Annotated in this window: 14 protein-coding genes and 1 pseudogene; 13 read left to right on the top strand and 2 right to left on the bottom strand. The window is 58.8% G+C overall.

Features of this window, described 5'->3' with window-relative positions; translation table 11 throughout:
- Positions 1-11: 11 nt before the first annotated feature.
- The 8 genes from ACYVAC_RS17750 to ACYVAC_RS17715 all read left to right on the top strand — a co-directional run bounded on the left by ACYVAC_RS17750 (position 12) and on the right by ACYVAC_RS17715 (position 11,565).
- Positions 12-1,154: an alpha/beta hydrolase gene (locus tag ACYVAC_RS17750; RefSeq protein WP_461099110.1), complete on the top strand. Its 1,143-nt coding sequence runs from the start codon at positions 12-14 to the stop codon at positions 1,152-1,154.
- Between the two features lie 83 nt (positions 1,155-1,237).
- On the top strand, positions 1,238-2,344 hold the full coding sequence (locus ACYVAC_RS17745; protein ID WP_461099108.1) for an alpha/beta hydrolase-fold protein: 1,107 nt from the start codon (positions 1,238-1,240) through the stop codon (positions 2,342-2,344).
- A gap of 27 nt (positions 2,345-2,371) precedes the next feature.
- Positions 2,372-3,619, top strand: a complete 1,248-nt coding sequence (locus ACYVAC_RS17740) for a glycosyl hydrolase family 8 (RefSeq protein WP_461099106.1) — start codon at positions 2,372-2,374, stop codon at positions 3,617-3,619.
- A 124-nt stretch (positions 3,620-3,743) separates the two neighbouring features.
- Complete coding sequence (locus tag ACYVAC_RS17735) at positions 3,744-4,895, top strand: alpha/beta hydrolase-fold protein (protein ID WP_461099104.1); 1,152 nt, start codon at positions 3,744-3,746, stop codon at positions 4,893-4,895.
- Positions 4,896-4,923: 28 nt separating this feature from the next.
- Positions 4,924-6,849 (top strand): alpha/beta hydrolase-fold protein, encoded by a 1,926-nt coding sequence (locus tag ACYVAC_RS17730; protein WP_461099103.1) that lies wholly within the window; start codon positions 4,924-4,926, stop codon positions 6,847-6,849.
- Between the two features lie 87 nt (positions 6,850-6,936).
- Complete coding sequence (locus ACYVAC_RS17725) at positions 6,937-8,001, top strand: endo-1,4-beta-xylanase (protein WP_461099208.1); 1,065 nt, start codon at positions 6,937-6,939, stop codon at positions 7,999-8,001.
- A gap of 34 nt (positions 8,002-8,035) precedes the next feature.
- Entirely contained in the window at positions 8,036-9,985 is a 1,950-nt protein-coding gene (locus tag ACYVAC_RS17720; RefSeq protein ID WP_461099102.1) for a sialate O-acetylesterase, read from the top strand.
- A 41-nt stretch (positions 9,986-10,026) separates the two neighbouring features.
- Complete coding sequence (locus ACYVAC_RS17715; protein WP_461099101.1) at positions 10,027-11,565, top strand: glucuronyl esterase domain-containing protein; 1,539 nt, start codon at positions 10,027-10,029, stop codon at positions 11,563-11,565.
- 65 nt (positions 11,566-11,630) lie between these two features.
- Here ACYVAC_RS17715 and ACYVAC_RS17710 read toward each other — a convergent pair whose 3' ends face one another.
- A complete protein-coding gene (locus ACYVAC_RS17710) occupies positions 11,631-14,147 on the bottom strand; it encodes a glycoside hydrolase family 95 protein (RefSeq protein ID WP_461099100.1) in 2,517 nt (838 codons plus the stop codon).
- A 636-nt stretch (positions 14,148-14,783) separates the two neighbouring features.
- Here ACYVAC_RS17710 and ACYVAC_RS17705 point away from each other — a divergent pair.
- From ACYVAC_RS17705 to ACYVAC_RS17685, 5 genes and pseudogenes are all read left to right on the top strand, one after another.
- Complete coding sequence (locus tag ACYVAC_RS17705; RefSeq protein WP_461099099.1) at positions 14,784-15,119, top strand: hypothetical protein; 336 nt, start codon at positions 14,784-14,786, stop codon at positions 15,117-15,119.
- Between the two features lie 61 nt (positions 15,120-15,180).
- Positions 15,181-15,568, top strand: a pseudogene (locus tag ACYVAC_RS17700) (transposase); the annotation flags it as partial.
- 484 nt (positions 15,569-16,052) lie between these two features.
- Positions 16,053-16,361, top strand: coding sequence for a barstar family protein (locus tag ACYVAC_RS17695; RefSeq protein WP_461099098.1), 309 nt, complete (start codon positions 16,053-16,055; stop codon positions 16,359-16,361).
- 29 nt (positions 16,362-16,390) lie between these two features.
- Entirely contained in the window at positions 16,391-17,338 is a 948-nt protein-coding gene (locus ACYVAC_RS17690) for an SGNH/GDSL hydrolase family protein (RefSeq protein ID WP_461099097.1), read from the top strand.
- A 13-nt stretch (positions 17,339-17,351) separates the two neighbouring features.
- On the top strand, positions 17,352-18,449 hold the full coding sequence (locus ACYVAC_RS17685) for a lactonase family protein (RefSeq protein ID WP_461099096.1): 1,098 nt from the start codon (positions 17,352-17,354) through the stop codon (positions 18,447-18,449).
- Between the two features lie 11 nt (positions 18,450-18,460).
- Here ACYVAC_RS17685 and ACYVAC_RS17680 read toward each other — a convergent pair whose 3' ends face one another.
- A complete protein-coding gene (locus ACYVAC_RS17680; protein ID WP_461099095.1) occupies positions 18,461-18,850 on the bottom strand; it encodes a DoxX family protein in 390 nt (129 codons plus the stop codon).
- Between the last annotated feature and the right edge of the window lie 732 nt (positions 18,851-19,582).

Raw genomic sequence — 19,582 nt, 5'->3', positions numbered from 1 at the left:
CCCGCCGAACCATGAACACGTCAAAACAAATTAGGGCGAACTTCACCTACCAAATTGTCGCGCTCCGGAACGCCGGACCGTCACTCGTTCACTCGCTCGCTCTTTCACTCTTTCTTTCGCTGTCGGCCCTGGCACAGCAGCGCCCACCGGCCATCAGCTCGCCCGATGTGCACCCCGACCATAGCATCACGTTCCGGTATTTCTCGCGCACGGCCAGACAGGTAAGCCTGTCGGGCGAATTCCTGAAAGCGCCGGTTACCCTCACCAAAGACACCACGGGCATCTGGAGCGTGACGGTGCCGCCCGTCAAACCCGACATTTACCCCTACAGCTTTACGGTCGACAGCGTTTCGCTGGCCGACCCGAGCAACACGTACATTTTCGCCAACGAGCGCTTCAAACGCAGCATTGTCGACGTACCCGGCGATGGGCCGCTGGTGCATTCGTTGCAGAACGTACCCCACGGTAAGGTAAGTTACCGCTACTACAAGTCCGGCACGCTGGGCACCACCCGGCAACTGCTGGTCTACACCCCGCCCGGTTTCGACCCGGGCGGCAAAACCCGATATCCGGTGCTGTACCTGATCCACGGCGGTTCCGACACCGAAGAAACCTGGACCAAAGTGGGCCGCGCCAACCTGATTGCCGACAACCTGATTGCCCAGGGCAAGGCCAGGCCCATGCTCATCGTGATGCCCTACGGCAATGTGCGCCCCGCCCCCATGGCCGATTTTACCAAAGATATGGTGAACGACATTGTACCGTTTGTGGAGGCCAGTTACCCGGTCGTTAAGGAAAGTAAAGGCCGCGCCGTGGCGGGCTTCTCGGTGGGCGGTGGCCAGACGCTCAACATCGGCCTTACCAACCCAGAAACCTTTGCCTATGTGTGCGCCTACGCTCCCTACACGGCTACCGACGAGTTTCGGTCCAACTTCGGCAACTGGTCGCCCAATGCCGCGCAGCTGAACAAACAGCTCAGCCTGTTCACCATCAGCGTCGGTACCGACGATTTTCTGTATGAGCCGGTGAAGCAGAACCTGGCGCTGTTTCAGGCGAAAGGTGTAACGGCGAAACCCCTCATCACCGACGGGGGCCACACCTGGATGAACTGTAAACGCTACCTCGCCGATACCCTGCCGCAGCTCTTTCGGTAATCAGCGAGCTGCTGATGTCCGCATAGAGACCGTTCACTGAAGGTCAGTTAACCAACTTCATGTTTCCCTAAACCAATACCCAGATGAACCTCAAAACCATGGCTGCCTATGGGGCAGCCACCCTGCTGAGCCTCAGCAGTTTTGCCCAGTCGATAGTGGAGGATTTCAAACCCTCTGTCATGAACCAGCCGGGGCAGGAATACCCCCAGGTCAACTCGCAGGGATACGCCCGCTTTCGAATCCTGGCCCCCAAAGCCGACAGCGTCAAGGTAAGCCTGGGCCTGGGTGGGCGGGGCGGCACCAGACTGACCAAAGGCGCCGACGGCTTCTGGACCGGCACCACCGAAGGCCCCATGGACGAGGGTTTTCACTACTACAACGTCACCATCGACGGCGGCAAGTTTAACGACCCCGGTGCCAAAAACTACTACGGCTCGGTGCGCTGGGAAAGCGGCATCGAGATACCCGCCCACGATGGGGAGTTCTATGCCCTGAAAGACGTCCCCCACGGAAATGTGCAGCAGATTCTGTTCCCGTCGAAGAGCACCGGCACCCCGCGCCGGGCGTTTGTGTACACCCCGCCGGGCTACGAAAAAGACAAATCGAAAAAGTATCCGGTACTGTATCTGCAGCACGGCTGGGGCGAAGACGAAACCGCCTGGAGCAACCAGGGCCACGCCAACCTGATTATGGATAACCTGATCGCCGAAGGCAAAACAAAGCCATTTCTGATTGTGATGACCTACGGCATGACCAACGAAGTAAAATTTGGCAAGATCCGGGAGTTCAAGATCGATCCGTTCCAGACCGTGCTTGTCGATGAGCTGATTCCGTACGTCGACGCTAACTTCCGCACGCTGACCAACCGCGACAACCGGGCCATGGCCGGGCTGTCGATGGGCGGTATGGAAACCAAAATGATTACGCTCAACAAGCCCGATGTGTTTGGCTATTATGGCCTGCTGAGCGGTGGCCTCTATACCCCCGAAGACCTCACCGGCAAAGCCAAACCCAAAGCCGTTTTCCTGAGCTGCGGCAGTAAAGAACGGCCCGATGGAGTTGTCAAAGCAGCAACGGATCTGAAAGCCGCCGGCTACAACGCGGTATCGTACGTGTCGGACAAAACCGGCCACGAGTTCCAGACCTGGCGCCGGAGCCTGCACGAGATGGCCCCCCTGTTGTTCCGCTAAGGCGGTCTCCCCTTCCCTGACTAACCTATGACGACCCGACTGACCTTACCCCTCATCCTGCTGACCGGCTGCTGGCTGGCCGTGGCCCTGCCGGGCTATGGCCAGCTGGCCGGCAAGCCCCGCAATCTGTTCCGCGAACTGGGCTACAAACCCGCCGACATCGACGCCAAAGTGGCGAAGGCCTACCACGACATTTTCGAAGGGCCCAACAAGGTTTATTTCGAAGTGGGCGACACCATGGCCTACGTTTCGGACGTAAAAAACCACGACGCCCGTACCGAAGGCCTTTCCTACGGCATGATGGTAGCCGTGCAGCTCGACAAGAAAGACGTGTTCGACCGCATCTGGCGGTGGTCGAAGAAGTACCTGCAGCACCAGAGCGGCCCCCGGGAAGCCTATTTCGCCTGGAGCATCAACCCGCAGACGATGAAAAAAAATTCGGAAGGGTCGGCCTCCGACGGCGAGCTGTATTACATTACCAGCCTGCTGTTTGCGGCCAACAAGTGGGGTAATCATACCGGTATCAACTACTACGGCGAGGCCCGGCGGATTCTGGATGCGATGTGGACGAAAGATGGCACCGGCAACATCTACAACCTGATCAATACCGACGCCAAACAAATCTCGTTTGTTCCCGAAGGCAGCAACTACCAGTGGACCGACCCATCGTATCACCTGCCGGCTTTCTACGAAGTCTGGGCCCGCTACGCCAACGACGGTCACGAAGCCTTTTACCGGGCCTGCGCCGACACCTCGCGGGCGTTTCTGCACCGGGCCTGCCATCCGGTCACGGGCCTCAACGCCGACTACACCGAGTTCAGCGGCAAACCGCACGATACCCGCTGGTCGCCCTCGGCCTTTCGGTACGACTCGTGGCGGGTGCCCATGAACATCACCATGGATTTCACCTGGTTTGGTAAAGACAAGGCCTGGCAGAAAGACTATGCCACCCGGTTTCAGGCTTTCCTGCGCTCGAAAGGGATGGACACCTACGAGGATCAGTTTAATCTCGACGGTTCGCGCCCCGATTTTATTCTCCAGGCCGGCCCGGTCAAGAAACTGCGGCACTCGATCGGGCTGGTGTCTACCGCCGGCACCCTGTCGCTCATCAACCAGAATGAGCGCAGCCGCGATTTTGCGCGGGCGGTCTGGAACGCCAGACTCAAGCCCTTCGACGATGGCTACTTCGACCCCTACTACGACGGTCTGCTGTATCTGTTCAGCCTGATGCACCTGAGCGGTAAGTACCAGATCATTCCGCCATCGGGGAAATAAAAAATCCCGTCCACATGGCTGACGCTCGTGTAGAGACGCAAAATCTTGCCGGTCCGCCGGTGCAGTCTCTACTACGGGACCGGATGGTGGCCCATCAAAAACGAAACCCAGTAAACCCTTTCCTATGAAAACGTTAATCGCCCTCATTGCCTGCGCGGTATCGCTGAGCGGTATCGTCCGGGGCCAGACGACCGGCGTGCCGGCATCGACCAATATTCCGGGACAGAAGTACCCCCAGATTCTGCCCGACAATCGGGTCGTGTTCCGGGTGAAAGCGCCCGATGCCCACCGGCTGCAGATCGACCTGGTGAAGAAGTACGACATGGTCAAAGACACCAGCGGGTTCTGGACCGTTACGACCGAGCCCGTGGTCGAAGGCTTTCACTACTACTCGCTTATCGCCGATGGCGTTGCCACCACCGACCCGGCCAGTCAGACGTTTTATGGAATGGGCCGCATGGCCAGCGGTATCGACATTCCCGATAAAGACATGGCCTATTACCAGCCCCAACAGGTGCCGCACGGGCAGGTTCGTTCGGTTAATTACTACTCCGATATCACCAAAGCCTGGCGTCGGGCCAATGTGTATACGCCCCCCGGCTACGACCAGAACACCACCAAACGCTACCCCGTGCTGTATCTGCAGCACGGCTCGGGCGAAGATGAAACGGGTTGGGCCACGCAGGGCAAAATGGATTTTATTCTCGACAACCTGATTGCCGCCGGGCAGGCAACGCCCATGATTGTGGTGATGGAACGCGGCTACGCCACCGACCCCGCCAGACCGGTCAGCACCACCGCCACCGGGCCCGGCAGCATGAACAGCAACGTGTTTCCGGAGGTGCTGGTGAACGAGGTTATTCCGATGATCGACAAAGCGTTTCGCACGCTGACCGACCGCGATAACCGGGCCATGGCGGGCCTGTCGATGGGCGGTTTCCAGACGTTTCAGACCACGATGACCAACCTCGACAAGTTTGCCTACATCGGGGGCTTCAGCGGGGCCGGCCGATTGCAGCCGGGTGCCGACATCAAACAGGCCTACAATGGTGCCTGGGCCGATGCCGATGCCTTCAACAAAAAAATGAAACTGGTGTATGTGAGCATCGGCACCAAAGAACCCGAGCGGATGTACACCGGTGTGAAAGGCTTCCACGAAGCGCTCGACAAAGCCGGCATCAGGCACGTGTACTACGAGTCGCCGGGTACGTCGCACGAGTGGCAGACCTGGCGCCGGTCGCTGAAGCAATACGCCAGCCTGCTTTTCAGGAAATAGATCCAAAAACCCCCATCTACAGCCCCTTATGAAACGATCAATCAGCCTGCTGCTTGGCTTTGCCTTCGTGAGCGCAGGCGCTTTCGCGCAGACCATTCTGATGGAAGGCCCCAAAGGCTTCGACCAGGTTCGGCCGGGCATTGCCACCGGCAAACTCGACTCGGTTCAGTATGCCTCCTCTACCGTCGGCACCACCCGAAAAGCGCTGGTGTACACCCCGCCGGGCTACAGTAAAAAGAAAAAATACCCGGTGCTGTACCTGCTCCACGGTATCGGTGGTGATGAAAAAGAATGGCTAAAGGGCGGCAGTCCGCAGGTTATTCTGGATAACCTCTACGCCGACAACAAACTGCAACCCATGATCGTGGTCATGCCCAACGGCCGCGCCATGAAAGACGACCGGGCCATCGGCAACATCATGGCTCCCGACAAGGTGCAGGCCTTTGCCACCTTCGAGAAAGACCTGCTCACCGATCTGATTCCGTTCGTTGAGAAAAAGTACCCGGCGCTGACCGACCGCGAACACCGCGCCATTGCCGGGCTGTCGATGGGGGGCGGACAGTCGCTCAATTTCGGATTGGGCAATCTCGATACGTTCGCCTGGGTAGGCGGATTCTCGTCGGCCCCCAACACCAGGAAGCCCGAAGCACTGGTACCCAGTCCGGCCGAAGCCCGGCAAAAGCTGAAGCTGCTCTGGATTTCGTGTGGCGACGCCGACGGACTGATCCCGTTCAGCAAACGGACCCACGATTACCTCTACCAGAACAACGTTCCGCACGTGTACTACGTGGAGCCGGGCGGGCACGATTTCAAGGTCTGGAAAAACGGGCTGTACATGTTTTCACAGTTTCTGTTCAAACCTGTCGATCAGGCGTCGCTGACGAAATACACCGTGCTGGGCTCACCCGCCGAAACCAATATTCGCAACGCCCGTTACCCGCAGATTCTGCCCGACAACCGGGTCATATTCCGGCTGAAAGCACCCGATGCCCAAAAGGTACAGATCGATCTGGGCCGCAAGTACGACATGGTGAAAGACACCAGCGGGTTCTGGAGCGTCACCACCGACTCCATCAGCCGGGGTTTTCATTACTATTCGCTCCTGCTCGACGGCGTGGCCACGGCCGACCCCGCCAGCGAAAGCTTCTACGGCATGGGCCGCATGGCCAGCGGCATCGAGATTCCCGACCGGGACGGAGGCTACTACGCCCTCCGCGATGTACCCCACGGCGATATCCGCATCCGGCGCTACCTCTCCAAAGCCACCAACACCTGGCGCGACATGTACGTGTATACGCCACCCGGCTACGACGGGTCGACCGGCAACTACCCCGTGCTGTACCTGCTCCACGGCGGGGGTGAAGACCAGCGGGGCTGGGCCATGCAGGGCAAAACAGGTCTTATTCTGGACAACCTGATTGCCGATGGCAGGGCGAAACCCATGCTGATTGCCATGCTCGACGGCAATATCGGCATGGGCGGTGGGGTGGCCGGTTTCAACGAGAACGCACTGCGCGCTTTTGAGAACGAACTGAAACAGGGCGCCATTCCGTACGTGGAAAGCCAGTTTCGGGTAGCCGCCGACGCCAGCCACCGGGCCCTGGCGGGCCTGTCGATGGGCGGACTGCAAACGCTGCATGCGGGCCTGCGCAACACCGATCTGTTCTCGGCGCTGGGCGTGTTCAGCTCGGGCTGGTGGGCCAACAATACTGCCCTCTCCGACCCGCAGTATGCCTTTATGAAGGCCAATGCCGGCCCCATCAACACCAACCTGAAAACCTTCTGGATCTCGCAGGGCGGCAAAGAAGATATTGCCTGGCAGAACTGTCAGATTATGCTGAAGAAGTTCGACGACATGGGCATCAGGTACCAGTACAGCGAGTACGCCGGTGGCCATACCTGGCCCGTCTGGCGCCACGACCTGTTCGGCTTTGCACCCCTGCTGTTCAGGTAAACTGACGGGCTCATCAGACACAACCTCCAACCAACACTGTTTATGGTATCTGTTAAACAAGCGGCCAGTTTTGGCCTGGTAACCTGCATGGGTCTGGCGCTGACGCACGGGCCGGTTCGCGCGCAGGCCATCCCTTCGCTGAAAGACACGTTCAGAAACGACTTCGGCATCGGCACCTGCCTCAACAACGCCCAGATCGACGAGCGCGACCCGGCCACCACGGCCTTCATTGCGCGGCAGTTCAACATGGCCACGCCCGAAAACGTGATGAAATCGGCCCTGCTGCATCCGAAGTGGGATACCTACACCTTCGAAATGGGCGACAAACTGGTCGAGTTCGGCCGGAAACACAACATCAAAATAAACGGCCATACCCTGATCTGGCACAGCCAGTTGCCGCCCTTTATCCGGAGCATTAACAGTTCAGACTCGATCCGCACGTTTTTCACCGATCACATCAAAACCGTGGCCGGCCACTACAAGGGCAAGGTATTTTCCTGGGATGTGGTCAACGAAGCCCTCAACGAAGACGGCACCATGCGCAAATCGGTGTTCCTGCAACACCTAGGGCCCGATTTTGTGACGGAAGCCTTTCGGCTGGCGCAGCAGGCTGCCCCCAACACCGAACTGTATTACAACGACTACAACAACGAGCAGCCGGCCAAGCGGGCGGGCTGCCTGGCACTCGTCAAAAAAATCAAAGACGCCGGGGTACGGATCGACGGAGTCGGGATTCAGGGACACTGGCACGTGGGCAAAATTCCGCTGAAAGACATTGAGGAAAGTATTCTTCAATACTCAGCGCTGGGCCTGAAAGTGATGTTTACCGAACTGGACATCGAGGTGCTGCCGCGCAATGTTCAGGGCGCCGATGTGGGCCAGCGCATGACGGCCAACGCCCAGTCGAACCCCTACACGGCAGGCCTGCCCGATAGCGTGCAGACCCAGCTGGCGGCCGATTACGAAGCCCTCTTCAAACTATTTCTGAAGCACAAGGACAAGGTTTCGCGGGTGACGTTCTGGGGCGTCAACGACGGCGACAGCTGGCTGAACGGCTGGCCCATCCGGGGCCGCACCAACTACCCGCTGCTCTTCGATCGGCAAAACAAACCCAAGCCGGCGTTCTACAAAGTAATCGCAACGGCCCGGTAGTCTTTCAGCAACCACCCCCCTTTTTTGCCCCGCTATGAAACCGATTGCCCTTCTTGTCTGGCTCACCCTCCTGCTTCCCACAGCTACCCGGGCCCAGTTACGCCTGCCCACCCTGATCAGCGACGGCATGGTGCTCCAGCGCGACAAACCGCTCCGGCTGTGGGGCTGGGACAAAGCGGGTACGCCGGTCAGCGTGCGGATGGGCAGCAAAACCTACCGGGGCAAAACCGATGCGCAGGGCCAGTGGCGCATAACGTTGCCCCCCCAGCCTGCCGGCGGGCCCTATACGCTGACCATCACCGGCACCACCCAGCGCACCCTGACCGATGTACTGCTGGGCGATGTCTGGTTTTGCAGTGGTCAGAGCAACATGGTTCACCAGCTGAACATTCACGACGTGACCTACGCCCGCGACATCGCCGAAGCCAACTACCCCCAGATTCGGCAGTACTGGGTACCGACCCTGACCAGTCTGCAGGGCCCGCAGACCGATGTACCCAACGCGCAGTGGAAAAAAGCGGTCGGCGAGGAGGTACGTCCCTTTTCGGCAGTAGCATTTTTCATGGCCCGCCAGTTATACGACCGCTACAGGGTGCCCATCGGGATCATCAACGCCAGCGTGGGGGGCACCCCCATCGAAGCCTGGATCAGCGAAGCCGGCTTTACCGGCATGCCAGCCCAGCAGGCCATCATCGCCCGAAACCGGGATACCACCTACGTCAATAGCCTGACCCGCCGGGCCGCCGGTGCCCCCCGCCCCGCCCCACCCGTCGACCTGGGCACGGCCGGGCCCGTCAGCTGGGCCGACCCGGCCTACGTGCCCAAAAACTGGCGACCCATCAACGTTCCCGGTTACTGGGAGGATCAGGGCATCAGCAACCTGAACGGCGTGGTCTGGTACCGGCGCGAGATAAACCTGCCGGCGTCGATGGCCGATAAAGCCGCCCGGGTGTTTCTGGGCCGCATCGTCGATGCCGATGAACTGTTCATCAATGGTCAGTCGGTTGGACGTACCACGTATATGTACCCCCAACGGCGCTACAACGTGCCGGCCGGGCTGCTGAAAGCGGGCAAAAACCTGTTCGTGGTGCGCGTAACCAACACGGCCGGTAAAGGTGGTTTCGTGCCCGACAAACCTTACTGCGTATTTGCCGGTACCGACACGGTCGACCTGAAAGGCACCTGGCACTACAAAGTGGGCACCGTTTTCCGGCCCCTGACAACAGGGGGCAGTCCAGCCGGGGGCAATCCAGCCGGGGGCATCAACGCCCAGAACCAGCCCACAGCCCTGTACAACGCCATGGTTGCTCCCGAAATCCAGTACGCCATCAAAGGATTCTGCTGGTATCAGGGGGAAAGCAACGCGGGCCGACCCCAGGAATACCAGGCGCTGCAAACCGCCCTGATTACCGACTGGCGACAGCGCTGGAACCAGGGGCAACTGCCTTTTCTGTACGTGCAGCTGCCGGGTTTCATGGACTATACGTACCTGCCCGCCGAGAGTGGCTGGGCCCTACTGCGCGAGGGTCAGCTGAAAGCCCTGTCTGTACCCAAAACGGCCATGACTGTCGCCATCGACCTCGGCGAATGGAACGATATTCATCCCGACAACAAAAAAGCGGTGGGCGACCGGCTGGCGCTGGCTGCGCGCAAACTTGCTTACGGTGAAAACCTGGTCTATTCGGGTCCGCTTTACGAATCGGCCACCGTTGAAAACGACAAAATCGTGATCCGGTTTACGCATACGGGCGGTGGGCTGACAACCCAGGACGGCGAACCGCTGGGCGAGTTTGCGATCGCGGGCGCCGATAAAAAATGGGTATGGGCCAATGCCCGCATCGTCGACAATACGGTGGTGGTAAGCAGTACCGACGTTCAGTCGCCCCAATACGTTCGCTACGCCTGGGCCGACAATCCCGTTCAGGCTAACCTCGTCAACAAAGAAGGGCTGCCGGCCTCGCCGTTCCGAACCGATACCAACTAGCCGTTGCCGGCTGCTTCTTTCAACGCCTTACCTTCTGCCGTATGAACACGCTTTTAGCCTTGACCGGACTGGTGTTGCTGGGCAGCGCCGGCCGTGCCCAGCCAGTTGCCATCGACAGCAGCCGGTATCCGTCGCCCAAAACCCTGACGGCCGAACAGGATCAGGCGCTGATGCTCAATAAACTGGGCATCCGGTCGCTGCGGCCCGGCCCGAGCGGGAATGAGTCGGCCCCCAACCACGCCAACTACGACGAAGCGCTGGCCAACCCCTGCCCGCAACTGCCCGACATACTGACCACCCACGCCGGCAAAAAAATAACTACCGCCGATGGGTGGTGGTCGGTACGCCGGCCCGAACTGCTGGCCGATTTTGAGCGGGAGCTGTACGGGCGTGAGCCAAAACAAACGCCGGTCGTGACCTGGACGGCCAAAATCACCGACAAGGAGTTTGTGGGCCGCATTCCGGTGATTGCCAAACAGCTCGTTGGCCGGGTCGACAACCGGGCTTATCCCCTCATCGATGTAACGATCAACGCGGTGCTGGTGCTGCCCCAGAACGTGAAAGGCCCCGTGCCGGTGCTGATCATGTTTGGCTTCCCGACGCTGCCCGCCCCGGCCCAGCCCGCGCCCGCCGATCTGGAAAAAATCAACACGGCCTTCAAGACGCTGATGATTCAGACCGACCCGAGTTTAAAAGCCCTGTTCGATCGGTATCCCGCCTACCAGCCCATCACCCGGCTGCCGGGCCCGAACTTTTTTGCCCCCGCCCCCACCGGCGAATCGCCCCCGACCGAGCAGCTGCTGGCCGCCGGCTGGGGATACTGCACCCTTGAGGCCGGCAGCATCCAGGCCGACAACGGCGCGGGCCTGACCCGGGGCATCATTGGCCTGGTCAACCAGGGGCAGCCCCGCCAGCCCGACGACTGGGGCGCCCTGCGGGCCTGGGGCTGGGGTGCCTCGCGCCTGCTCGACTACCTGACCACCGAACCGCAGGTGAATATCAAACAGGTGGGTATCGAAGGCGTGTCGCGCTATGGCAAGGCTGCGCTGGTGACCATGGCCTACGATCAGCGGTTTGCGCTGGGGCTCATCGGCTCATCGGGTAAAGGGGGCACCACCCTGCAGCGCCGGGTATTCGGCGAGGCCGTGGAGAGCCTGGCCGGCAGTGGCGAGTATCACTGGATGGCCGGCAACTACCTGCGCTATGCAGCCGCCGGCGCCGGAGCCAAGACGGGCTGCGACCTGCCCGTCGACAGCCACGAACTGATCGCCCTCTGTGCCCCCCGGCCCACTTTCATCAGCTACGGTATTCCCGAGAAAGGCGATGCCCGGTGGCTCGATCAGACGGGCAGCTACAAAGCCACCGTGGCGGCCGGGTCGGTTTTCAGACTGCTCGGTGCCCGCGACCTGGGCCTCAGCAACGACTACAACCGCGAAACGATGCCCCCGGTGCTGACCGGCCTGCTCGATGGCCAGCTGGCCTGGCGCCAGCACGCCGGCGGCCATACCGACGCCCCCAACTTCGAGTACTTTATTCCCTGGGCAAACCGGCAGCTTGGCTATACCCGCCAGGCCAACTAAAACGGCCCTGCTCCGGGTCGAGCAGGGCCGATAATGAGTTGTCGAAAACCGGCACTGTTGCGCGATTAGTGATTGGCCTTAAGGCTGAATGTGCCGCCTTTGGTGGTTTTAACCGTGGTGAGATACCCTCCGGTTATGCGCCGTGTCTGGGCCGTGGCCCCGCTGACCGTTACGGGTACGCGGGTACGCAGCCGGCAGGTTTCCCCGTTGAGCGACTGAATACGGGCCGTTTTGAGCGCCCCGCCCGACCAGTCCATATCGACCACAAAGCCTTTTCGGGCTTTCAGGCCTTTCACGCTACCAGCCGCCCAGACCGATGGCAGGGCGGGCAGCAGCGCCACATGATCGAGGTGACTCTGAATCAGCAGTTCGGACATGCCGGCCGTACCGGCAAAATTACCATCGATCTGAAACGGCGGATGCGCATCGAAAAAGTTGGGGTAGGTACCGCCCCCCCGCGACATCTGTACCCCGCGCTCGTCGGTGTATTTCATTAGCTGCCGGATCAGTTTGTACGCGTGATCCCCGTCGAGGAGCCGGGCCCAGAAGTTTATTTTCCAGCCTTTGCTCCAGCCCGTACCAGCATCGCCCCGTACGTTGAGGGTTTTGCGCGCACCCTCAAAAAAACCGGGGGTGTCGGTCGAGATGCGGTGGCCCGGGTGCAGCCCGAACAGGTGCGATACGTGCCGGTGCAGCGTATCGGTTTCGTCGAAGTCGCGGTACCACTCCTGAATACGCCCGCGTTTGTCGAGTTTGAGGGGGTATAACTTCGCCCGTTTCTGCATCAGCAGCGTGCGGAACGCCGGATCGGTACCCAGCACATCCTGCGCTTCGATCAGGTTTGAAAACAAGTCGTAGATAATCGACATGTCCATGGTAGTCGCCACCGATACCGCAGCCTCACCCCCTTTCGGGTTTTTAAACTTGTTCTCGGGCGAGGTCGACGGTGCCGTCACGAGGTAGCCGTCCTTGTCTTCGACCAGCCAGTCGAGCGTAAACAGCGCGGCTTCTTTCATGATCGGGTAGGCTTTCTGCTGCAGAAAAGCCCGGTCGCCCGTAAAGCGGTAATGCTCCCACAAATGCTGACACAGCCAGTTGCCCCCCATGTACCAGTTGGCCCAGACCGGATCGCCATCGCCCACATCGCCCACCGGATTCGACTGGCCCCACAGGTCGGCATTGTGGTGGGCCACCCAGCCCGGCGCGTTGTAAAATTCACGGGCCGTCACTGCACCCGTTTTGGCCAGATCGCCGATCCAGTCGAGCAGTGGCTGGTGCATCTCGGAGAGATTGGTCACCTCGGCTGGCCAGTAGTTCATCTGGGTGTTGATGTTGATGGTATAGTTCGAACTCCAGGGCGCTCTCAGTTCCTTGTTCCAGATGCCCTGCAGATTGGCCGGCGGACCGCCCGGCACCCCTGCCAGCGCCGGGCGCGACGAGGAAATGAGCAGGTAGCGGCCAAACTGAAAATACATCGTCTCCAGCTCCGGATCGTAGGCCCCGTTCGAGTAGGCCTTCAGCCGTTCGTCGGCGGGTAGCCGGCGGGCCGGATTCGTTTTGAGCGTGTCGACCAGGGCCAGCGACATGCGGTTGAAGAGAGCGTGGTAATCGCGCAGGTGGTCGCCAACGAGTTTCGGGTATGGTTTGGCAGCGGCTTTGTCGAGATACCCCTTGGCCAGCGCTTTTTCGTCCTTGCCAGCGCTGTCGGGGCATTTGTCGAAGCCATTAAAGCTGGTGGCCGCTGTGAGATAGAGCACCGCCCGGGTCGCCTTACTGACGCTGATACCGGCGGTATCGGTCACAACGGTGCCGTCGGACTCCCCTACCCGCATCCGAAACTGGAATCGCATGCCGTTGCAACCCGCCGTATCGGCATACACGATGGGCGCCACATTGGGCGGATTGTAATAGTTGGGGTTCACATGGGCGGGGGCTTTCCCACTCAGCACCAGTTCACTGGCGGCTGCCCTGCCCGTTGTGTGCGTCAGCTGACTTCCGGCCGATACCCGGAACGACAAGGCACCCGCTTTCGACGCGGTTAGCCGCACAACCAGCACGTTGTCGGGGGCCGAGGTAAAGATTTCGCGAGTGTAGGTAACGCCGTCGACGGTAAACGTGGTGGTGGCGGTGGCATCCTGCAGGTTCAGCGACCGGTAGTAGCGGCTCGGCTGACCACTCCCAACCGACTGCTGGATGCGCAGATCACCCATGGGCAGATACGATTCTGTGTACAGCCCCTGCATCTTCTTCAGCAGCGTATTGGCTTTATCGTAATCTTCATCCTGCAGCAGCGCCTTCCGAACGGCGGGCAGGTAACTGGCCGAGTTTGGGTTGACGCCGTATTTCAGCGGCCCACCCGACCAGAGTGTACTTTCATTCAGCTGAATAAGTTCTTCGCCGACCCGGCCAAAGATCATGGCACCGATGTGGCCGTTACCGACGGGCAGGGCTTCGGTCCATTCGGTAGCGGGTTTATCGTACCAGAGAGTGAGGGGTGTGTTGGGCTGGGCCAGCGCAGCGTGGCCCGACAGCAGGAGGCCCAGGCCCAGCAGGGGCAGCCGGGCAAGACGGGTTAGGATCATGTAAGCAGGAAAGGTTTGATCAACAACGGAAGCAGTACCGGCCCGGTCTGGTATCGATGATCGGGCCGGTATTGCCCGCAAGATAAAACCGCCCGGCCAACTTGGCCCATTTTTAAACCCTCGCCCTCTGAATCCCTTTTATACGGGGAACCGGCAGGCCCGGGCGTTTTGGGCAGCGGAGCCGTAACCCGCTTCCGGGGCAGCGACCGTTCGCGGGTAAAAGGGGTAGTTTGTAAAACGAATTTTACAAACTACCCCTTTTACCCGCGAACGTGCCAATAACGGATGCCTCGAGGGCAAGCCTACTTGCGCAACTTATTATCTAACACCTGCGGGGAAAACTACATCAATCGCTTACCGATACAAGCGAGCAGACCCAAAACTGCAAAGTGTGACCTGACTGCTTTAGTACGCGCCTGGTAAAAACCAGACAATCTTTGCAAAGCCACCTCTACCCAGGGGGCTATATCCGAAGGGAACCAGGCCAGACCGGGCAGTAACCCTGATTGCAGCTCATCAAAAATGGTCGAAGGTGCCGAAGAGCATCCGGCTCAAACTCACAGACGAAACCTGACTGATACGGGTTACTTTTCATTCATATTGGCATTAATTGTATCGTTCCACGATCAATGCCTTATGGATACTACAGTCTATGTCGCACGTTTGGTGCTGATTTTTCCTATACCCCTGCTAGTTGCTTCGTTTCCCCTATTGGCATTACTCAAATTGACGAGTTTAGCATCTGTTAAGGATTCGGTACCACTTCTTTTCTTAAGTACGCTGGGTAGTGGGTTAATCGGTTGTTTAAGCACACTGCTGGCGTTTATGATTAGTTCTTATGGACTGAGGGTCGGTGTAGAAACAACGGGTTTATGTATAACAGGTGCCTTGACATTCTTAGTGTTTGGCGGATTTTTCACCGTTATCAGCTTGTTAATCGGTTTTTGTAAGTCTATAGATACTGCTCGATGAGCTGTGCCAGGCCTAGGGGTGAATAGAGGGGAGCAAGGGAAACCCCTTATTTTCACATACTATGACTGACCCATTTGACTTTGTGGCCTTCAAACAGGCGGCTATCAAAGGCTTCTACGAAGGAAGGCGCTTAAGAAGTGAGCAAGGCTTGTTCGCTCTTCTGCTCGTACATTTTTTTGAATCTACACCGGCGGCAGAGATGGAGAGCCATGTGCAAGAGACTCGCTAGACCCAGCAGAATCGCCGAAACGGTAAGACCGCAAGACCGTAATAAGTAGGGCTGGTCTCCTGGAGTTAACCACACCCTGTGACCGCTCGGGCAGCTATCAACCCCAATTGGTGCTCAAGCGACAAGTGGTGTTTACTCCACAGCTGGAACAGAAGGTTTTTTCGCGCAACGGCATGGGCAATAGCTATACGAAATCAGCCAGCATTTTCATGAATTGTACGTTACGTGAAAAAAGAAGTACTGGGATACCGTCCAGCCTAGCTGATCATACGGCACGGACCAGCAAGTATATCGTGCAAAACACCGGCTCTGTCTGGATAAAAAAAGACCTCGGTCGAGGTCTTTTTTTATCCAGAGCGAAACTATTTTTTTCGCTCAGCGTTGACTTTTTTTCGTATATATTCTTGATAATCAGCTATCAGATATATTGACAAGTGTATACATACTGAATCTGGCGGAGCGATTCAAAAGTAGAGTTACTATGTCCTCGTCCTTGGCTGGCCCGCTCCCCTAAAATAGGTTTATACGTAAATAACAGGTCGGGGGCGCATCGCCCCCGATGGGCCGAAACCGGGCCACGGGATGAGTATTGCCGGGCAGCCCCGCTGCTTTTTCAGCCAATCAGCCCGGCGCTACGCACCGCATCGACCCAGGTGCCCGGCGCTACAGTATGTCCATTCCAACCACTTCGTCACCGATACCCCATGACCATCGATCTTGCCGACATCACCACCAAAACCGCTTTTCACGAGCTGGTCAAAAAAAAGCTTCAGTTTCCCGACTGGTACGGCGTGAGCTGGGATGCCTTCTGGGACTGCGTGATCGCGGTAGTCGACATGCCCGACACACTGACGTTCATCAACTGGGAAGCATTTGCCGAAGCCTGCCCCCGCGACATAGACATTCTGCGCGACATTATGGTGGAATTTGCCGAAACGAAAGCCCCGAAGCAGATTGTACTGGGCCAGCCTGACCCGGATAGTCAGCTACGCCCGGCCATGCCGTCCTATTGAGTTTGCCCACTTTTTGCCTGCCTGCGCCCATGATCCGTTGCCTGTACCTGCTGTGTTTGCTCGTTGGCTTCCTGCCGGGAGCCGAAGCCGATGCACAGTCGGCTTCGCCCCTGCCCAACTCGATTCGCCGGGTTGTGCTGCTGGGCAACAGCATCACCTACCGAGGTACTTTCATCACCTACATCGACGCGTATTGTCGGCGCTACTTTCCCCGGCAGGCAATCGAATTCATTAATCTGGGACTACCCAGCGAAACCGTGTCGGGCTTATCCGAAGCGGGGCATGCCAACGGCCAGTTTCCCCGCCCCGATCTGCACGAACGGCTCAGCCGCATTCTTGTCCAAACCCGCCCCGACCTGATCCTGGCCGATTACGGTATGAACGATGGCATCTACCTACCATTCGATTCCGTTCGCTTTGGGCAATTTGTAGCCGGTATGCAGTGGCTGCACAAGGCGGTGCGGGCCACAGGAACGCCCATTATTCACCTGACACCCCCGGTCTTCGACGAGCAGCGGGGCGGCCATGCCGGCTACGACCAGGTGCTGGCTACCTATACCCGCTGGCTGCTCGGCCAACAGGCAGCGGCCCGGTGGCGGGTTATTGATATACACACGCCCATGCCGCAGGATCTGGTGGCCCACCGCGCCAGCGACACGGCCTATGCGCTGGCGCCCGATGGGGTGCATCCGGGCGAAGCCGGCCACTGGCTGATGGCCCGAACGATACTGGCAGAATTGGGCGAAACCTACCTGTTGTCGGTGCCCGATGCCCGGACAGCGCTGGGCGGGGACCCCTGGACACAGACGCTGCTCGATCTGGTGGCCGAACGGCAGCGGCTGCTGCGCGATGCCTGGCTCACCGCAACGGGACATACCCGCCCCGGCCTGCCTGTGGGCCGGCCGCTTGCCGAGGCTCAGGCGGCTGCAGCCGTGCTCGACACCCGGATTCGTACGCTGCTCAGGCGGCATCCCTAACCAATTCCTGCTTATGCGTGTATTACTTGCTACGCTCCTGGCTATCGCCATCCCAGTTAGCACCCTCGGTCAGCCGGTCATCCGGTTCTATGTCGGCTCGCTCCGGCCCGGGCCTGCCGCTCCCATCAGCACCTGCACGCTCGATCCGGCCACTGGCATCATCAGCCTGATCGATACTATGAGCCTGCTGCAGGGCCCCGGCTATCTGGCACTGGCACCGGCTACCCGGTCGCTCTACGCGGTCACCCAATCGAACGAGGTTGTAGCTTTGGCCATCGATACCCAGGGGCGGCTGACGATCCGAAACCGCCAACCGGTGGGCGCTGTCAATCCCTGCCACCTTTCCGTGGCGCCTTCAGGCCAGGCCGTATTCACCACGACCTACACGGGCGGTACCGTTGCTGTTTTTCCCCTTCAACCCGACGGGCAGCTGTCGCCCGCGTCGCAGCAGCTTCAGCTAGCGGGTACAGGGCCCCATCCCACCCGCCAGGATCGGTCGCATGCGCATTGCGTTGTCGCATCGGGGGAGTCGGTTTTCGTTACGGATCTGGGGGCCGACCGCATCATGAACTATCGCTTTCATGCAACCTCGGCAACGCTGGTACCCAACCCCGGACAGGCAGCCTTCTCGGGCGTGGCCGGGGCAGGCCCCCGGCACCTGGTTGTTCACCCCAATGGCCGACGGGCTTTTCTACTGAACGAGTTGTCGGGTACGCTGGTCTCGCTCCGGATTAGCCGGCACGGTGTACTCTCGGCGGTGCAAACGGTTTCGACCCTGCCGGTATCATTCACCCAGCCCAACACCGCGGCCGCCGTTCGACTGCATCCCAACGGCCAATTCGTGTACGTGTCCAATCGGGGGTTCGATGGCATTACCGCCTTCCGGATTCGGGCCGGGGGTACGCTGAAACAGGTCGATCAGCAACAGCAGGGTATTCACATGCCCCGCGACTTTGCGATCGACCCGTCGGGGCGGTTTATGCTTGTTGGGAATATGCAAACGGACGAGCTGGTCGTTTATGCCGTGAATCCGCGCACCGGTCGTCTCCGCTTCCGCCGGGTTCAGGCGGGGTTTGCCCGCCCTACCTGCCTTGTTTTTGAACCCCGGTAAGCCGCTTCCGACTAAACGTTATTACTGCTTTTGAGTGCCCAATAGACCAGCGCGGGCTGGAAGAGCAGCCGAACGAACCGTTTGCGATCGGTGTCGAGCCCAAACGCCGGCCGTTCGTTTACGTACTGGGAGATGTTGCCGGGGAAAATGGCGGTGAAGAACGAAGCGGCTACTTTGCCAACCGTTTTCTCGTATTTTTCGGGAGCCAGTACCAGACTGGCACCCAGTGCGATTTCGACCACACCCGAGTAAACCACCGTATCGTCGACGGGAAGGGGGACCCAGTCGGGCACCTGCGCTTTAAAGTCTTTTCGGGCAAACGTAAGGTGGCTGATGCCGGCAACTACAAGGGTACTTCCTAAAACGATGCGGGCCAGTTTTTTCGCGTTCTTCTCCGTCATGGCAGTGTCATTGATTCGTGGTCGACAGGCGGACAATAAGGTCCGCTATTCTACTCCTAACTGCTTTCCGACACGATGGTTTCGTCTATAACCCAACCAGGAGCTTGATTCCGGGCCTCTGTTTCGCCCCGTCTGACCGTTGCCCCTGGCCCCGGGCAGACACAAAAAAAACCTGCCGCCAAAGGCAGCAGGCTTTCTGCTTCTATCCACACCATTGTAGACCCTTTCGGGCTTACATAGTTGCGCAAAGGTAATTGAGTTTACATGAAAAGTCTTACAAGGTTTTTGACAAACTGACGAACCGGTATACATAGACCCGTTAGCCAATGTAACCAGGCTGTAACCGTCTTATATGATAAAATCCTTTCGCCGATTGAGGAACCCGGTTTTACGGACATGGTGTATGCCGAAAAATAGCTTATGTTACCAATCTAGTATTTTCAGAATCACCCCAGCGCAAATCTTCCTTCAAGGCATTGGTCGAATATTTTTGTCAGGACGGGTGGCAAAATGCATGTTTATACACCTATTTCGTCTACACAATACCCAATCACCATTTTACGAACTGATCACCCGAAGGCATACTGCAAGCGCTGAAACAGTGTCTATAAAATCGACATACTTCTATTCCTGCACGGGCCCGCTAAGCCGGCAACTGGTCTACACTACACGTTTGCCAGCGTGCCCGATTAGCTTGTTTAAAAAATTTAATAACTAACTGTCTTCACGACG

It is taken from the genome of Spirosoma luteolum (assembly GCF_054778875.1).
The sequence above is the reverse complement of the archived record's forward strand: the minus strand, read 5'-3'. Positions and strand labels throughout refer to the sequence as shown.